Consider the following 16,184-nt stretch of genomic DNA (forward strand, 5'->3'; position numbering starts at 1 on the left):
CATCAGACCAGAGGGACGAGACTAAATGGCAAAAAGAACAATAAAAAAGGGAAGCTTATGCTTCCCTTGCTGGTGGAGAGAGTGTGATTTACTCACCGGTGTAAACAATCAGCACCTTGTCGTCTTGGTATTGGCGTTCGAACGCGTAGTAACCTTCTTGGTTGCGAGTGATGTGCTTACCTTGAGCTACCGCTGGGTGGCGTTTACGGAATTCGCCCAACTTTTGCCAATGTTGCAGTAGATCTTCTCGCTCGCCATGAATCTTATCCCATGGCATATCTGAGCGTGTGCCTTGGTGGGTGTCTGAACCAGTAATGCCAAAATCACGAGCTATCTCATCACCGTAATAGATCTGTACTGCACCGGGAGCCAGCATCAGTGCATTCGCGGCACGAGCTTGGTCATCAAAACTGCGGCTGCGAGCCGACCAAAACAGCTGTGTATCGTGTGAAGACAGGTAGCTCAACACATTGAACTCAGGATCGGTATTGATGCGTTCTGCATAACGGCGGTAATCATTATCAAGTTGAGCGAAACACTTCAGCGCTTTTGGTGCTACATCAGATTGGAACTCGAAGTTGATGATGGAGTCGAAGCCGTTATCGAAATATGGGCTTTTCACCACGCTGTGTGCCCATACTTCACCTGTCATCCAGAAAGGTAGGTCATCCAAGGCTTTGTCCGGGTTGTTTTGTTTCCATTGAGCAAGCGCTTGGGTGGTGCTGGCTTTCAACTCTGCCCACGCTTCCATTTTAACGTGTTTAGCGGTGTCGACACGGAAGCCGTCAATGCCATAGTCGCGCACCCAATCGGATAACCAGGTAATCAGGTGTTCACGTGGGGTTTGCAGCTCATCTTGCGCATTGGTGTCTTTATTGCGGAAGAAGTTTGGTAATCCGGTTTTCTGAGTTGATTCGGTTTTGAGATCCGGTAGGTAGTTCAAAGACATGGTGATGTCGTTGTAGCCCGGAGCATCGTAGTCGCCAATATCGGTGCGGATCCAATCTTTGCCCCACCATTTATCCCACGCTTCGCTATCACCGTATTTGATGTAGTCGTTGAAGCTGTGCCAGCTTTGTCCTGATTTTGGCTGCCAGTCGGTCCATTTTTCACCAAGGACTTCTTTGGCTTCTTGGTCATCAAGGTAAAGCTGACCAAATCCGAATTCCTGCATGTCTGCTAATGTCGCATAACCTGTGTGGTTCATGACCACATCCCAAATCACGCGGATACCTTTCTTGTGGGCGGTATCGACGAAGGTTCTGAGTTCATCTTCGGTACCCATGTTGGCATCAAGCTTGGTCCAGTCTTGATGGTAGTAGCCGTGGTAGCCGTAGTGCTTAAAGTCGCCTTTATCGCCGCCGCCAACCCAGCCGTGGATTTGTTCCAGTGGTGAGGTTATCCAGATAGCATTCACACCAAGTGATTCGATGTAATCGAGTTTTTTCGTTAGACCCGCTAAGTCACCACCGTGGAAGGTACCAATCTCATATTTTCCGTCTTTGCTGCGACCGTAGCTGTTGTCGTTGTCTGGGTTGCCATTGTAGAAGCGGTCGGTCATGACGAAGTACACCGTCGCATTGTCCCAACTGAACGGTTTGTCGGCTTGCTGTTCAACTTCTTCTAGCAGCAATAGACCTTGGCTCATAGGACCCGGTTGCATGGTGACGCTGCCATTGGCGACAGTGGTTTCTTGTCCGGTTAAGGCATCACGAACGACAGTGCCATCATTAAAGGTTTGGGCAACGTTGATGGTTTTTGGCGTGTCAGTTGCGACAGGGCAAGAGTAGGTGATGTCCTGACTCTGTTTTGGTTTGATTTTTACCGTCAGCTCATTGGTGGTTGGATTGAGCGTAAATTGATAGGTATTGGCTTTGAAGATGCGCAGCGGCATTTGTGCGTCAGTGGCGCAGTTATCCATTTTTAATGGACGATTGAATTTGATGCGATCTTCTTCTGCTAAGGCAAAGCTACTGCCACAGCTTTGATTACTGTCGGCAATGGTAAAGGTGTAGCTGCCTTTTTCGAGTTTTTGCTCAGCGACAAGTAAGCCTTGTGAGTTTTCCTCAAAAACAGCAGTGTCATCACCAACGTTTAATACGATGGCATTTTCTGGTATCTGGCTGCAGGCGCTCAGTAGACCGATAGAGAGTGCGAGAATTGTTTTTTTCATTGTGTCCTTCCCCCGAATAAACAGTCCAGTTATAGCAAAACTGTGCCTCTACAATCCGAGCTCTACACCAACAAGTTAAACGCGTCTCACCCTACAAATTTTAGTCTTGTTCACAAAATGAATAATAAGCGTCACCTTCATCGGTTTGAAGGCAACAAAAAAGGGAAGCATCTGCTTCCCTTTTAGTTATTTCTTAATCACTTCGAAGAGTAATGAATTACTTTTGAAGCAAAGAAATGTCTGCGATCTGTAGGAACAGGTTACGCAGGTTGTTCAGTAGTGTCAGACGGTTCTTCTTAAGTGCTTCGTCGTCTGCCATTACCATTACGTTATCAAAGAACGCATCAACTGGTTCACGTAGGTCAGCTAGCTTGCTTAGGGCTTCTTGGTAGTTACCTGTAGCAAATGCTGGCTCTAGCGCTTCCGTCATTACTTCAACGCTTTCTGCTAGTGCTTTCTCTGCGTCTTCTTGTAGAAGTGCTAGGTCGATGTCTGCTGCTAGTTCGCCGTCGAATTTCGCTAGGATGTTACCTACACGTTTGTTCGCTGCTGCTAGAGACTCAGCTGCTTCTAGTTCACGGAAGTGAGAAACCGCTTTAACTCGTTGATCGAAGTCTGCTGGTTTCGTCGGGCGACGCGCTAGAACCGCTTGAATGATGTCTACGCTGAAGCCTTCGTCTTGGTACCAAGCACGGAAACGACCAAGCATGAACTCGATAACGTCTTGTTCAACGTTGTCGTTGGTTAGGCGGTCGCCAAACAGTGACTTCGCTTTCGCTACTAGGTCAACAAGATCTAGGTTGTAGCCGTATTCAACGATGATACGTAGTACACCTAGAGATGCGCGGCGTAGTGCGAATGGGTCGCTGCCTTTAGGCGCTTGACCAATACCGAAGATACCGACGATAGTGTCTAGCTTGTCTGCCATTGCAACTGCAGTTGAAACGCCGTTAGATGGCAGTTCATCACCTGCGAAACGAGGCATGTATTGCTCGTTCAGTGCGACTGCAACTTCTTCTGCTTCACCGTCGTGGCGAGCATAGTGCATACCCATAACACCTTGAGTATCCGTGAATTCGAATACCATTGAGGTCATTAGGTCACATTTTGCTAGTAGACCAGCACGCTTTGATTTCTCAACGTCAGCACCGATTTGCTCAGCAATGTAGCCAGCAAGTTCAGTGATGCGGTCTGTTTTGTCTTTGATCGTACCCAGTTGCTTTTGGAAGATCGCTTGTTCTAGTTCTGGCAGACGGTCGATAAGCGGACGCTTACGGTCTGTGTTGAAGAAGAACTCTGCGTCTGCAAGACGAGGGCGAACTACTTTCTCGTTACCTTCGATTACGTAACGAGGCTCTTTTGATTCGATGTTCGATACGAAGATGAAGTTAGGTAGTAGCTTCTTGTTTTCATCGTAAACAGGGAAGTATTTTTGATCACCTTTCATGGTGTATACCAACGCTTCAGAAGGCACTTTTAGGAACTCTTCTTCAAACTTCGCTGTTAGTACCACTGGCCATTCAACCAGAGACGTTACTTCTTCTACTAGGTCATCTTCTAGGTCAGCGATACCGCCAACCGCTGCTGCCGCTTTTTGTGCGTCAGCTAGGATGATTGCTTTACGCGCTTCGTAATCTGCCATTACTTTACCGCGCTCTTCTAGGATCGCAGGGTATTGTTCAGCAGAATCGATAGTGAACTCTTGCTCACCCATGAAGCGGTGACCACGGATAGTGCGGTCTGAAGCGACACCAAGGATCTCGCCTTCGATTAGATCGCTGCCCATTAGCATGGTTAGCGTCTTAACTGGACGGATAAATTGAGTCGTTTTGTTACCCCAGCGCATTGGTTTTGCGATAGGTAGGTTTGCTAGTGCTTTCGCTGCAAGTTCAACGACGATCTCAGACGTTGGCTGACCTTTCACTTCTTGTTTGAACAGTAGCCATTCACCTTTGTCTGTAACCATGCGTTCTGCTTGGTCAACCGTGATGCCACAACCGCGTGCCCAGCCTTGAGCTGCTTTTGTTGGGTTGCCTTCCGCGTCAAACGCTGCAGAAACCGCAGGGCCACGCTTTTCAACAACTTTGTCAGACTGGCTGTCTGCTAGTGCTGCGACTTTAAGTGCAAGACGACGAGGTGCCGCGAACCATTTCACGCCCTCGTGAGCAAGCTCAGCGCCTTTTAGTTCTGCTTCGAAGTTTGCTGCGAATGCTTCAGCTAGAGTGCGAAGTTGCGTTGGTGGTAGCTCTTCTGTACCTAGCTCGATTAGAAATTCTTTTGCCATGTTACTCTACCCCTTACGCTTGTTCTTTCTTACACATTGGGAAGCCAAGAGCTTCACGCGATGCGTAGTATGCTTCTGCAACTGCTTTAGTCAGGTTGCGGATGCGTAGGATGTAACGTTGGCGTTCAGTTACTGAGATCGCTTTACGTGCGTCTAGTAGGTTGAATGCGTGACCGGCTTTTAGGATGCGCTCGTAAGCAGGTAGTGGGAGTGGCTTTTCAAGCTCAAGTAGCTCTTTACACTCTTTTTCACACTGTTCGAAGAAGCCAAATAGGAATTCAACGTCTGCGTGCTCGAAGTTGTAAGTCGATTGCTCTACTTCATTTTGGTGGAAGATGTCACCGTAAGTCACTTTGCTGCCGTCTGGTGCGATGTTCCAAACTAGGTCGTAAACAGAGTCTACTTCTTGGATGTACATTGCTAGACGTTCGATACCGTAAGTGATTTCACCAGTTACTGGTTTACACTCAAGACCACCAACTTGCTGGAAGTAAGTAAACTGGGTCACTTCCATGCCGTTTAGCCAAACTTCCCAGCCCAGACCCCATGCGCCTAGTGTTGGGTTTTCCCAGTTGTCTTCTACGAAACGGATGTCGTGTACAAGAGGGTCAATACCAAGAACTTCAAGGGAGCCAAGGTACAACTCTTGAATATTGTCAGGCGATGGTTTTAGCGCTACTTGGAATTGGTAGTAGTGCTGAAGACGGTTAGGGTTTTCACCGTAACGGCCATCAGTAGGACGACGTGAAGGTTGTACGTAAGCTGTCGACATTGGCTCTGGGCCAAGCGCTCGTAGACAGGTCATTGGGTGAGAGGTACCCGCACCCACTTCCATATCTAGCGGTTGAACAATGGTACAACCATTTTGAGCCCAATAATCCTGCAGCGCGAGGATCATTCCCTGGAAGGTTTTGATATCGTATTTTTGCATAAGTCAGGTTCGCGCGATTCTCTTGTTACTCGTTAATTCGTCATCTATGCCGAGTTTTTCAACTCTAACAACGGCGATAAAGAGTAATTACGGTTGAATAAATTAACAATCTAGTATAACCAGATATTGAGCATGGGAGTAGAGCTAATCTTGATTAATTCGTGGGCGATTTTCTCCTTTAATGAATTTTTACCGCGTTATCTGCTGTATTTTTCCTAAAAGGGAGTTTTTGCCTGCTTTGGCTCTTGAGAAGCGCAACAAAGGTGGCTAGAATTGCGCCTGTCTTTGGGGAGTAGCTTACCTGATGAAGTTTCTGTTTCATCTGGTTCGTCCGTCAACATAATTGGTGCAAAATCACCATGGCGTTCGAGACTTGAAGCCTTTCAAGTTTAGCAAGACCTTAGACAAATCATCACGAACCGGGGTAGGGGCGTGAGGTTTGTCTTCGGTTAAAAATAATAATCCCTGCCCCAATGAGCATGTCGTGAGCGTTTTAGCTATTTCAATTACTACTGTAGCGTTAGCAGAAATTGGCGATAAGACCCAATTGCTATCTCTATTACTCGCAAGTCGTTACCGAAAACCAATCCCAATTATTGCAGCAATCTTTTTGGCAACTATTGCCAACCACGCTTTGGCTGCATGGTTAGGTGTGGTTGTCGCAGACTATCTATCACCTGAGATTTTAAAGTGGGTGCTGGTGGTCAGTTTTGTCGCGATGGCGGCTTGGGTTCTGATCCCGGACAAACTGGATGATGACGAGCAGATTTCTAATCGAGGCCCATTTATTGCCAGCTTTATCGCGTTCTTCGTTGCGGAGATAGGCGATAAAACTCAGATCGCCACTTCCATCTTAGGGGCGCAATACGCGGATGCGTTAAGTTTGGTGATTATCGGTACCACAATCGGTATGCTGCTGGCGAATGTACCTGTGGTCCTGATTGGTAAATTGTCGGCCGACAAGATGCCTTTAGGGCTGATCCGTAAAATTACCGCATTTTTGTTTATTGCTCTGGCAATAGGGGCTGCACTGTTCTGATTTTTTGCACGTGAAATTATGTGAGTTATCAATCATTAGTGGCGTGCTGCGCGAGTTCAAACTCTGACTCTAAATCGTTCCGTTGCGTGACGGATGACATATAAGTGTCATACTTGTCATGGTAGTTTAATGGTGTGAATGATAGCGAGAGGGCAAGTTTATGCTTACACGTTACATGGGGATGTCCCCGAAGAGTCAGAGTTATTTATTCACTTTTGGTTTAGCGCTGTGTTTACTAGCGATGGTGCTAACTGATATGTGGTTACCGATTGTAGCAGGATCGTTCGTTCTTACTGGATTGACAGTAGAAGCGTGGATTCGTGTCGCTCACATCATTCCTATGCATGAAGAGATGCGGGCAATGAAGAAACAACTTAACAAGCTCCAATCAGAAGTTCGCACACTCGAATACGACGAATAAACAAACGGCAGCCAATATAGGCTGCCGTTTTTAGTTCGACCAGATTATTCCAATCCTTTCTTGATCAGGTACTGATACGGAACTTGCTCCGTTTGTGCCGCAACTAATTGGTGGTCCATAAAGCGGCAGAAACTCGGAATGTCTCGAGTTGTGGATGGATCGTCTGCTTTGACCAGCAAAATCTCACCATCTTGCATGTTGCGAATTGTCTTCCTGACCATCATCACTGGCTCTGGGCAGCGCAGTCCTTCCGCCTCTAATGTCTTGTTTGCCAGTTCAGGATTAAAGCTCATAGTGTGATTCTCGTAACTAACTGAGCGTTGAATTTTACTTTCGTTGAAAAAATATTCAATAACCACTTGGCAAACCGAATTTTTTGTTTTACCTTAAATTAACAATTTGGTAACAACTGGCAAGGGAGAGGCAATGTTAACAGCGTTAGACAGACTTACGATTTACTCAGTGCTGTGTTTTATCTCGTTTTGTGCATTGGTACTCAGGACGCCAGCTGACACCTCTTTGACGCCTCTAGTAGGCATGGTTGCCACTATTATTGGGATTTGGATCGAGATGCGCAGATGGTCTGGCGCATCTGAGCAAGAAAATTAGCGCTTCTTGCTTGGATCAGAATGCTTTTAATAACGCTCACCTATTTTTTACCGACACTTCATTCCGACACTATCCCCATTTTTCTTGGGCTTCCCCGCTGAAAGGCGGGATTTTTTTTGCCTAAAGAGTACAATTTACCCAAACACATACAAAATAAGTGGCTAATTCGTGGAACTGGAAGACATCTATCGCCGAGATTTAAATTTACTGGTTGCGTTGCGAGTACTGATAGAAGAAAACAGTGTCAGTAAGGCGGCAACACGTCTGAACTTGAGTCAATCGGCAATGAGTCGTGTGCTTGGTCGTCTACGTGACTTGTTGGGAGACCCGCTGTTTACTCGTCAGGGACAGCATTTGATCCCAACTCAGAAAGCGTTAGAGATCGATCGCTCATTGGGCGAGCCATTAGAGTCTTTACGTCAGTTGTTATCTCCGGTTGAGTTTGACCCATTGCAATGCGTACAGACTTTCAACATCGTGACCACCGACTATGCCATGCAAACGATCTTACCGTTCGCTTTGCCGAGAATTTACCAAGAAGCGCCAAACGTGTCTTTCAACTTCTTACCACTGCAACACGACCGTTTATCAGATCAGCTCACTTATGAAGGTGCAGACTTAGCGATTTGTCGTCCGACTGGCCCGGTGGAGCCTCTACGCAGTGAAGTGTTGGGGCGAGTGGGGGTGCTGTGTATGCTTTCAAAACAGCATCCATTAGCGGATAAAGAAATGAGCTTGGATGATTATCTGAGTCATCCACATGCCATGATCGCCATCAGTGATGGTGTTAAGGCACTGATCGAACAAGCTTTGATGGAGAAACCTAAGCGTAAAATGGTTCTGCGGGCTTATCATTTAGAAGCCGCATTGGCGATCATGGATACCTTGCCAATTATCATCACAGTGCCAGCGGACTTGGCGTATCTGGTTGCCGAGCGTTATGACTTGGTGGTGAAACCGTTACCATTCCAATTCACGCCGTTTGAATACTCGATGATTTGGCATGCGCGTTGCGAGCATTCTCCCGCTCAAGAATGGTTAAGAACGATTGTGCGTGAAGAGTGTAGCCGTCTGATAGCTAAACGTATCGAAGATATGGGACTGAACTGCTAACAAAAAAGAGCCAGCAATGCCGGCTCTTCGTCTGTTTACACTGAGTCAGTGTTTATAGCTTGATAACCACACGACCCGTTACTTGACCGTTGGTGATGTCTTCTGCATATTTCGGTGCTTCAGCAAGAGCAACTTCAGTACACGCTTGCTCGAAGTAGCTGTCTGGTAGTAGCTCGACCAGCTTTTCCCATGCTGCGATACGTTTCTCTGTTGGGCACATTACTGAGTCCACACCTTGTAGGCGAACATTACGTAGGATGAACGGCATCACTGTGGTTGGTAGATCAAAACCACCAGCAAGACCACAAGCTGCGACTGCACTGTTGTAATCCATTTGCGCCAATACTTTTGCTAGTACTTTGCTGCCTACAGTATCAACCGCACCTGCCCATACTTGCTTTTCAAGTGGACGTGCTGGTTCTTCAAATTCAGTACGGTCGATGATGCGGCTAGCACCTAGTTTTTCAAGTAGCGGGCCGTTTTTCTCTACACGACCTGTCACTGCAGCAACTTTGTAGCCAAGCTGTGCTAGAAGCGTTACTGCGACTGAGCCTACACCGCCACTTGCGCCAGTTACTAGGATTTCGCCATTTTCAGGTTTGATGCCTGCATCAAGCAGTGCTTGAACACACAGCATACCAGTGAAGCCAGCAGTACCAACCATCATTGCTTTCTTGCTGTCTAGACCTTTTGGTAGTGGTACTAGCCAATCCGCTTTTAGACGAGCACGCTGAGACATACCACCCCAGTGGTTTTCACCCACGCCCCAGCCAGTAAGGACAACTTTGTCACCAGCTTGGTAGCGGCCGTCTTCTGAGCTTACTACCGTACCTGCTAGGTCAATACCTGGCACCATCGGGAAGTTACGGATGATTTTACCTTTACCTGTGATCGCAAGACCGTCTTTGTAGTTTAACGATGAGTAATCAACGTCAATCAGAACGTCGCCTTCAGGCAGTTGTGTTTCATCGATTTGCTCGATGTTAGCGATAGTACGTTTGTCTTCTTGATTTAGAACTAGAGCATTAAACATAAGGTTCTCCGATTGTGCGGTAGCATGACTCTGGGTCACATGCAGCAAGATATCAACTGGTCTAAGTGTATGTCTTCTTTGTCTATGAATAAAATGAAACTTGAGCATTTAATGTATGCTCTTCATGCATGTTTGATGTAAAACAAAGGGCGACATCAATTGTCGCCCTTAAGTGTAATACTAAAAATTTTAGTACTAGTTCATTTGCTTATGATTGTTGGCTCGATCACTACAACAACGTCTTGAACTGTTATGGTCGTTCAAATACTGTCGCAATGCCCTGACCCAAACCGATACACATGGTGGCCAGACCGTATTTCGCGTCTTTCGCTTCCATTAGGTTGATTAACGTTGTTGAGATACGTGAACCAGAACAGCCTAGTGGATGACCCAATGCTATCGCACCACCGTTAAGGTTGACCTTCTCATCCATAACATCAAGCAGGCCTAAGTCTTTAGCACACGGCAGAGACTGCGCGGCAAATGCTTCGTTTAGCTCAACCACATCCATGTCTTCAATTGAAAGACCGGCACGCTTGAGCGCTTTTTTCGTCGCAGGTACAGGACCGTAACCCATAATAGAAGGATCGCAGCCCGCAATGGCCATGCCTTTAATACGTGCACGAATATTCAAGCCAAGCTCATTGGCTTTCTCTTCGCTCATGATCAACATCGCTGATGCACCATCGGACAGAGCCGATGATGTACCGGCTGTTACTGTACCGTTTGCAGGGTCGAACACTGGGCGAAGTTGAGATAGACCTTCAATGGATGTTTCAGGGCGAATCACTTCGTCGTAATCCAGAGTGAACAGTGTGCCGTCTGCTGCGTGGCCTTCAATTGGTAGAATTTCGTTTTTAAAACGACCCTCTACGGTTGCTGCGTGCGCACGAGTGTGAGAGCGAGCGGCAAACTCGTCTTGTTGCTCACGGCTAATACCATGTAATTTACCAAGCATTTCAGCCGTTAAGCCCATCATGCCCGCAGCTTTTGCTACGTTCTTTGACATACCTGGGTGAAAGTCTACACCGTGGTTCATTGGCACATGCCCCATGTGCTCAACACCACCAATTAGGCAGATTTCAGCATCGCCAGTCATGATGGCACGTGTACCGTCGTGAAGCGCTTGCATTGATGAGCCACACAAGCGGTTCACCGTCACGGCGCCAATTTCAATCGGCAGACCAGCAAGCAGCGCCGCATTACGTGCAACGTTAAAGCCTTGCTCTAGTGTTTGCTGTACACAGCCCCAGTAGATGTCTTCAATCTCGCTTGGGTTCACTTGTGGGTTACGCGCAAGAATGCCTTTCATTAGGCGCGCAGATAGATCTTCTGCTCGTGTATGACGGAAAGCACCACCTTTAGAGCGACCCATTGGAGTACGTAGACAATCGACTACGACAACATTTCTTGTTTGATTAGTCATTTTAGAATCCCTCCTTAGATAGAACCTTGCTGTTGTGCACCGTAAAAGCTTTCACCTTTCGCCGCCATATCAATCAGCATTTGCGGTACTTGGTACATCGCACCTAGCTCGGCGTGTTGTTTTGCCATTTCAACGTATTCAGCAATACCCACGCTGTCTAGATAGCGGAATACGCCACCGCGGAATGGAGGGAAACCAAGACCATAAACCAATGCCATATCTGCTTCCTGCGGAGTTGCGATGATGCCTTCTTGTAGGCACAGCACCACTTCGTTGATCATTGGAATCATCATACGTTGAATGATGGTCTGATCGTCAAAGTCCTGCTTATCGGCACAAACGTCAGCAAGTACCGGTAAGATCGCTTCGGAGAAGGTTTTCTTCGGCTTACCTTTTTTATCTATGGTGTAGCTGTAGAAGCCATTACCATTTTTCTGACCATATTTGTCTGCTTCGAACAGTGCATCAATCGCATCACGACCTTGTTTACCCATACGCTCAGGGAAACCGTCAGCCATCACAGCTTGTGCGTGGTGCGCGGTATCAATGCCGACTACGTCAAGCAAGTACGCCGGTCCCATCGGCCAGCCAAACTTACGCTCCATGACTTTGTCGATTTTCGTAAAGTCAGCACCATCACGAAGTAGCATGCTGAAGCCGCCAAAGTATGGGAACAATACGCGGTTAACGAAGAACCCTGGGCAGTCATTAACGACAATTGGTGATTTGCCCATTTTCGCAGCATACGCCACAACACGATTGATGGTTTCATCAGAGGTGTGCTCACCACGGATGATCTCAACAAGAGGCATACGATGCACTGGGTTGAAGAAGTGCATACCACAGAAGTTTTCTGGGCGTTTTAGTGATTTTGCCAATAGGTTGATAGGAATCGTTGAGGTGTTTGAGGTGATAACGGTGTCGTCACCGACATGGGATTCAACTTCACTTAAAACTGCTGCTTTTACTTTCGGGTTTTCAACGACAGCTTCAACAATCACATCAGAGTTTTCAATACCTGCGTAATGTAAGCTCGGTGTGATTGACGCTAAAATACCCGCCATCTTAAAGCCATCAATGCGACCGCGAGATAAGCGTTTATTCAGCAGCTTAGATGCTTCAGTCATGCCTAGGTCGAGCGACCCTTGCGCGATGTCTTTCATTAAGACTGGCACACCTTTTAGCGCTGATTGGTAAGCAATGCCGCCACCCATGATACCTGCACCTAATACGGCTGCACGTTGCGTGTCTTTACTTGCTGACTTCGCTGCTTTTTTCGCAATGCCTTTGATGTATTGATCATTAAGGAATAGGCCAACGAGTGATTTTGCTTCTTCCGATTTAGCCAATTTCACGAAGTGCTTACGTTCAATGTCTAACGCTTCATTACGTGCAAAGCGAGCACCTTCTTCAATCGTGATAACGGCTGTCATTGGGGCAGGGTAGTGAGGACCTGCTTTTTGTGCCACCAGACCCTTCGCCATGGTGAAGCTCATCATTGATTCAAGCTTACTCAGCGTTAGCGGAGATGTTTTCTGTGCTCGGCGTGCTTGCCAGTCAAGTGTCTCGTTAATTGCAGAGTTAAGAGTTTGTAGTGCTGATTCGTATAAAGCATCAGTCTCTACAACAGCATCGAGTAAGCCAATTTTCAATGCTTCATCAGCTCGGCATGCTTTACCTTGGGTGATGATTTCCATTGCGCTGTCTGCGCCAATAACGCGAGGCAAGCGTACACAACCACCAAAGCCAGGCATGATTCCCAGTTTCGTTTCTGGTAGGCCGATGCTGGTGGTTTTGTCACCAATACGCATGTCTGTTGCTAGCACACATTCACAACCGCCACCAAGAGCGTGGCCTTTGATCACTGAGATGGTCGGAACGGGTAAGTCTTCTAATTTGTTAAAGATGCTATTAGCAAATTGCAGCCATTGGTCGAGCTCGGCATCCGTTTTAGCAAACAGACCTAAAAACTCGGTAATGTCTGCGCCTACAATGAATGCGTCTTTATCTGAAGTGAGCAACAACCCCTTGAGGCCTTGATGGGCAATGAGCGCATCAAGAGCTTTATCTAGCGATTCTAATGTCGCTAGGTCGAGTTTGTTGACGGATTTTGGAGAGCAGAAGCTTAGCTCTGCAATACCATCTTGTATTTCCTTTACCTGTAGGGTTTCGGCTTGGTAAATCATTGTCTATCTCCATGACATACAATCGTGGATTGTCTGTATACCTATTTCAACGACGCCGTGTACCTCGGCAAATAGGTATCGAGGAAGTCGTTTTATTTTTGTTCTGGTTTGACCAGTAAAGTTAGTTTGGATCGTGGATTGTTTAATTTCAATACATTTTTTAAACAAGTGTTTAACATTGTGCGCTGTGGCAGATCTTATGCGACGGGTAAATCACACTCGTGATAGACTTCAGGCAAATAGACATGAATCCATAATCCTATGAATGACAAGCCTTATCTGATTCCAGCAGAGCCCGCTCAATTTGAAGAAGAAATTAAAAAGAGCGTCTTCATTACTTATTTGGCACACACGCCAAGTATCGAAGCTGCAAAAGCATTTGTTGATCAAATCAAAGCTAAACACGCTGATGCTAGACATAACTGTTGGGGCTTTGTTGCTGGTCGACCAGAAGATTCGATGAAGTGGGGCTTTAGTGATGATGGAGAACCTTCAGGGACGGCAGGCAAACCAATCCTGGCGCAGCTGTCTGGATCTGGGGTGGGGGAGATCACGGCTGTGGTCACGCGATACTCTGGTGGAATCAAGTTAGGTACAGGCGGCTTGGTTAAAGCGTATGGGGGTGGGGTTCAACAAGCGCTCAAGCTGCTTCAAACTATTGAGAAAAAAATAACCACAAAGCTCAGACTAACGTTAGACTATGGGTTTATGCCTATCGCACAATCAATCATGCCGCAATTTGGTGCGATAGAAGTCGAGGCTGAATACAGCGATCAGGTCGTATTAGTGGTGGAAATTGAGCTTCGAGAAGTGAGCGCGTTTACCCAAGCAATCATCAATAAAAGCGGGGCAAAGGCAATTGTCACTCCGCTAGACGGACAATAATGAAAAACAGGAAGCAACAGGGACAGCTTCGCTAGTCAATTTATCCATGCAATTTCGTTCAATTATTCGAATCGTCGGGCTACTGCTCGCACTCTTTAGTGTCACTATGCTTGCGCCAGCACTCGTTGCGCTGATCTATCGAGATGGTGCTGGTGTGCCTTTTGTCACGACATTTTTTGTTCTGCTGTTTTGTGGGGCCGTTTGTTGGTACCCAAACCGCAGGTATAAGCACGAGCTTAAAGCTCGAGATGGCTTTCTTATTGTCGTCTTATTCTGGACAGTACTTGGCAGTGCAGGCTCGATCCCCTTTCTCATTGCTGACAATCCGAACGTCTCAGTGACAGATGCGTTTTTTGAATCGTTTTCTGCTCTCACGACGACCGGGGCGACCGTTATTGTTGGTTTGGATGAGTTACCTAAAGCGATTCTATTCTATCGACAGTTACTGCAGTGGTTCGGCGGTATGGGAATCATCGTATTAGCGGTGGCGATTTTGCCAGTACTTGGCATCGGTGGTATGCAGCTTTACCGCGCCGAGATCCCAGGTCCAGTCAAGGATACTAAAGTGACGCCGCGCATAGCAGAAACTGCTAAGGCGCTTTGGTACATCTATTTGAGCCTGACTATCGCCTGTGCTTCGGCTTTTTGGTTAGCTGGTATGACGCCATTTGATGCCATCAGTCACAGCTTTTCCACCATTGCCATTGGTGGCTTCTCTACCCACGATGCCAGCATCGGATACTTTGATAGTTACGCGATTAACCTGATTACGGTGGTTTTTCTGCTTATATCTGCATGTAATTACACACTGCACTTTGCTGCATTTGCATCAGGTGGCGTACATCCCAAGTATTACTGGAAAGATCCTGAGTTTCGCGCCTTCTTGTTTATTCAAGTGCTGCTATTTATCATTTGCTTTCTATTATTACTGAAACATCACTCTTACACATCGACATACGATGCTTTCGATCAGGCTCTGTTCCAAACCGTATCAATATCCACAACAGCGGGCTTTACGACAACAGGTTTTGCGGATTGGCCGCTCTTCTTACCTGTGCTGTTATTGTTCTCTTCCTTTATAGGTGGTTGTGCTGGTTCAACAGGCGGCGGCATGAAAGTGATCCGTATCCTGCTTCTTACCTTACAAGGTGCGCGTGAACTAAAACGTTTAGTCCATCCACGCGCGGTTTACACCATCAAAGTAGGTGGCAGTGCCCTACCGCAACGTGTTGTCGATGCGGTTTGGGGTTTCTTCTCCGCATACGCATTGGTATTTGTGGTTTGTATGTTGGGGTTGATAGCAACAGGAATGGATGAGCTCAGTGCGTTCTCGGCGGTGGCTGCGACTCTGAACAACCTCGGTCCTGGCTTGGGAGAAGTGGCGCTTCACTTTGGTGATGTTAACGACAAAGCAAAATGGGTATTAATAGTTTCTATGCTGTTTGGTCGTTTGGAAATCTTTACCTTACTTATTCTACTTACGCCGACGTTTTGGCGTAGCTAAGGGGAAATCGTGGCAAAAGCATTATTTCTATACTCTTCCCGCGAAGGGCAGACTAAAAAAATTCTCCACTATATAGATGAACAACTTCCAGATTTCGATTGTGAGCTGGTGGATTTACATAATGTCGAGACGATTGACTTCAGCCAATACGACAGAGTATTGATAGGCGCCTCTATTCGCTATGGCCATCTTAATAAAAAGCTATACCAGTTTATTGAGCGAAACCTCAATCAATTGGAGCAAAATAAAGTGGCATTTTTCTGCGTAAACCTAACCGCTCGTAAAGAGGACCAAGGAAAGGATACACCTGAAGGTAGTGCCTACATTCGCAAGTTCCTAATTAAGTCGCCTTGGAAACCAACGCTAATCGGTGTTTTTGCTGGTGCACTTTATTACCCACGTTATAGCTGGTTCGACAGAACTATGATTAGGTTCATTATGTCGATGACGGGTGGCGAAACCGATACGACCAAAGAGGTGGAGTACACCAATTGGGAAAAAGTGGCTCTTTTCGCAGATAAATTTAGAGAACTGTAGAAATAACGTGCTCTTTTGACCGCTTTTGATGCAAATTTATCCG

At 46.7% G+C, this 16,184-nt stretch carries 14 protein-coding genes; 7 read left to right on the top strand and 7 right to left on the bottom strand.

What is annotated here, in order from left to right:
* Nucleotides 1–88: 88 nt before the first annotated feature.
* From R7070_RS19260 to glyQ, 3 genes are all read right to left on the bottom strand, one after another.
* Complete coding sequence (locus tag R7070_RS19260) at nucleotides 89–2,173, bottom strand: alpha-amylase (RefSeq protein ID WP_213896502.1); 2,085 nt, start codon at nucleotides 2,171–2,173, stop codon at nucleotides 89–91.
* Between the two features lie 217 nt (nucleotides 2,174–2,390).
* On the bottom strand, nucleotides 2,391–4,457 hold the full coding sequence (glyS, locus tag R7070_RS19265; RefSeq protein ID WP_005378875.1) for a glycine--tRNA ligase subunit beta: 2,067 nt from the start codon (nucleotides 4,455–4,457) through the stop codon (nucleotides 2,391–2,393).
* A 13-nt stretch (nucleotides 4,458–4,470) separates the two neighbouring features.
* Nucleotides 4,471–5,388 (bottom strand): glycine--tRNA ligase subunit alpha, encoded by a 918-nt coding sequence (glyQ, locus tag R7070_RS19270; RefSeq protein ID WP_005383818.1) that lies wholly within the window; start codon nucleotides 5,386–5,388, stop codon nucleotides 4,471–4,473.
* Between the two features lie 484 nt (nucleotides 5,389–5,872).
* On the opposite strand from glyQ, the gene R7070_RS19275 reads away from it, so the two are divergent.
* On the top strand, nucleotides 5,873–6,427 hold the full coding sequence (locus R7070_RS19275; protein WP_005378877.1) for a TMEM165/GDT1 family protein: 555 nt from the start codon (nucleotides 5,873–5,875) through the stop codon (nucleotides 6,425–6,427).
* Between the two features lie 160 nt (nucleotides 6,428–6,587).
* On the top strand, nucleotides 6,588–6,848 hold the full coding sequence (locus tag R7070_RS19280; protein WP_005378878.1) for a hypothetical protein: 261 nt from the start codon (nucleotides 6,588–6,590) through the stop codon (nucleotides 6,846–6,848).
* A gap of 44 nt (nucleotides 6,849–6,892) precedes the next feature.
* On the opposite strand, the gene tusA is transcribed toward R7070_RS19280, so the two are convergent.
* Nucleotides 6,893–7,141 (bottom strand): sulfurtransferase TusA, encoded by a 249-nt coding sequence (gene tusA, locus R7070_RS19285; protein WP_005378879.1) that lies wholly within the window; start codon nucleotides 7,139–7,141, stop codon nucleotides 6,893–6,895.
* Nucleotides 7,142–7,274: 133 nt separating this feature from the next.
* Between tusA and R7070_RS19290 the strand changes: the two genes are divergently transcribed.
* The gene (locus R7070_RS19290) at nucleotides 7,275–7,457 is read left to right on the top strand and encodes a hypothetical protein (RefSeq protein ID WP_005378880.1); all 183 of its coding nucleotides are present in this window, start codon (nucleotides 7,275–7,277) and stop codon (nucleotides 7,455–7,457) included.
* Nucleotides 7,458–7,625: 168 nt separating this feature from the next.
* The gene (locus R7070_RS19295; RefSeq protein ID WP_005378881.1) at nucleotides 7,626–8,570 is read left to right on the top strand and encodes a LysR family transcriptional regulator; all 945 of its coding nucleotides are present in this window, start codon (nucleotides 7,626–7,628) and stop codon (nucleotides 8,568–8,570) included.
* A gap of 52 nt (nucleotides 8,571–8,622) precedes the next feature.
* Here R7070_RS19295 and R7070_RS19300 read toward each other — a convergent pair whose 3' ends face one another.
* From R7070_RS19300 to fadB, 3 genes are all read right to left on the bottom strand, one after another.
* The gene (locus tag R7070_RS19300; protein WP_033906594.1) at nucleotides 8,623–9,603 is read right to left on the bottom strand and encodes an MDR family oxidoreductase; all 981 of its coding nucleotides are present in this window, start codon (nucleotides 9,601–9,603) and stop codon (nucleotides 8,623–8,625) included.
* 250 nt (nucleotides 9,604–9,853) lie between these two features.
* On the bottom strand, nucleotides 9,854–11,029 hold the full coding sequence (gene fadA / locus R7070_RS19305) for an acetyl-CoA C-acyltransferase FadA (protein WP_256900658.1): 1,176 nt from the start codon (nucleotides 11,027–11,029) through the stop codon (nucleotides 9,854–9,856).
* A gap of 14 nt (nucleotides 11,030–11,043) precedes the next feature.
* Nucleotides 11,044–13,215, bottom strand: coding sequence for a fatty acid oxidation complex subunit alpha FadB (fadB, locus tag R7070_RS19310; RefSeq protein WP_262668200.1), 2,172 nt, complete (start codon nucleotides 13,213–13,215; stop codon nucleotides 11,044–11,046).
* Nucleotides 13,216–13,476: 261 nt separating this feature from the next.
* On the opposite strand from fadB, the gene R7070_RS19315 reads away from it, so the two are divergent.
* Genes R7070_RS19315 through hemG form a run of 3 tightly spaced genes read left to right on the top strand, consistent with a single transcriptional unit; the run spans nucleotide 13,477 to nucleotide 16,141 of the window.
* Nucleotides 13,477–14,100, top strand: a complete 624-nt coding sequence (locus tag R7070_RS19315) for a YigZ family protein (RefSeq protein WP_005378891.1) — start codon at nucleotides 13,477–13,479, stop codon at nucleotides 14,098–14,100.
* 46 nt (nucleotides 14,101–14,146) lie between these two features.
* A complete protein-coding gene (locus R7070_RS19320) occupies nucleotides 14,147–15,604 on the top strand; it encodes a TrkH family potassium uptake protein (protein ID WP_005378893.1) in 1,458 nt (485 codons plus the stop codon).
* A 9-nt stretch (nucleotides 15,605–15,613) separates the two neighbouring features.
* Nucleotides 15,614–16,141 carry a menaquinone-dependent protoporphyrinogen IX dehydrogenase gene (gene hemG / locus R7070_RS19325; protein WP_005378894.1) on the top strand — a complete coding sequence of 176 codons (528 nt, stop codon included), beginning with the start codon at nucleotides 15,614–15,616 and terminating at the stop codon, nucleotides 16,139–16,141.
* The last annotated feature ends 43 nt before the right edge of the window (nucleotides 16,142–16,184 follow it).

It is taken from the genome of Vibrio sp. 1557, from assembly GCF_033340175.1.
In the GTDB taxonomy this organism is placed as follows: Bacteria; Pseudomonadota; Gammaproteobacteria; order Enterobacterales; family Vibrionaceae; genus Vibrio; species Vibrio alginolyticus.

Bases quoted from the DNA above. Each gene is read 5' to 3' on its own strand.
- R7070_RS19290 (WP_005378880.1), top strand. From the start codon at position 7,275: ATGTTAACAGCGTTAGACAGACTTACGATTTACTCAGTGCTGTGTTTT.
- glyS (WP_005378875.1), bottom strand. From the start codon at position 4,457: ATGGCAAAAGAATTTCTAATCGAGCTAGGTACAGAAGAGCTACCACCA.
- tusA (WP_005378879.1), bottom strand. From the start codon at position 7,141: ATGAGCTTTAATCCTGAACTGGCAAACAAGACATTAGAGGCGGAAGGA.
- fadB (WP_262668200.1), bottom strand. From the start codon at position 13,215: ATGATTTACCAAGCCGAAACCCTACAGGTAAAGGAAATACAAGATGGT.
- R7070_RS19315 (WP_005378891.1), top strand. From the start codon at position 13,477: ATGAATGACAAGCCTTATCTGATTCCAGCAGAGCCCGCTCAATTTGAA.
- fadA (WP_256900658.1), bottom strand. From the start codon at position 11,029: ATGACTAATCAAACAAGAAATGTTGTCGTAGTCGATTGTCTACGTACT.
- R7070_RS19320 (WP_005378893.1), top strand. From the start codon at position 14,147: ATGCAATTTCGTTCAATTATTCGAATCGTCGGGCTACTGCTCGCACTC.
- R7070_RS19280 (WP_005378878.1), top strand. From the start codon at position 6,588: ATGCTTACACGTTACATGGGGATGTCCCCGAAGAGTCAGAGTTATTTA.
- R7070_RS19260 (WP_213896502.1), bottom strand. From the start codon at position 2,173: ATGAAAAAAACAATTCTCGCACTCTCTATCGGTCTACTGAGCGCCTGC.
- glyQ (WP_005383818.1), bottom strand. From the start codon at position 5,388: ATGCAAAAATACGATATCAAAACCTTCCAGGGAATGATCCTCGCGCTG.
- R7070_RS19300 (WP_033906594.1), bottom strand. From the start codon at position 9,603: ATGTTTAATGCTCTAGTTCTAAATCAAGAAGACAAACGTACTATCGCT.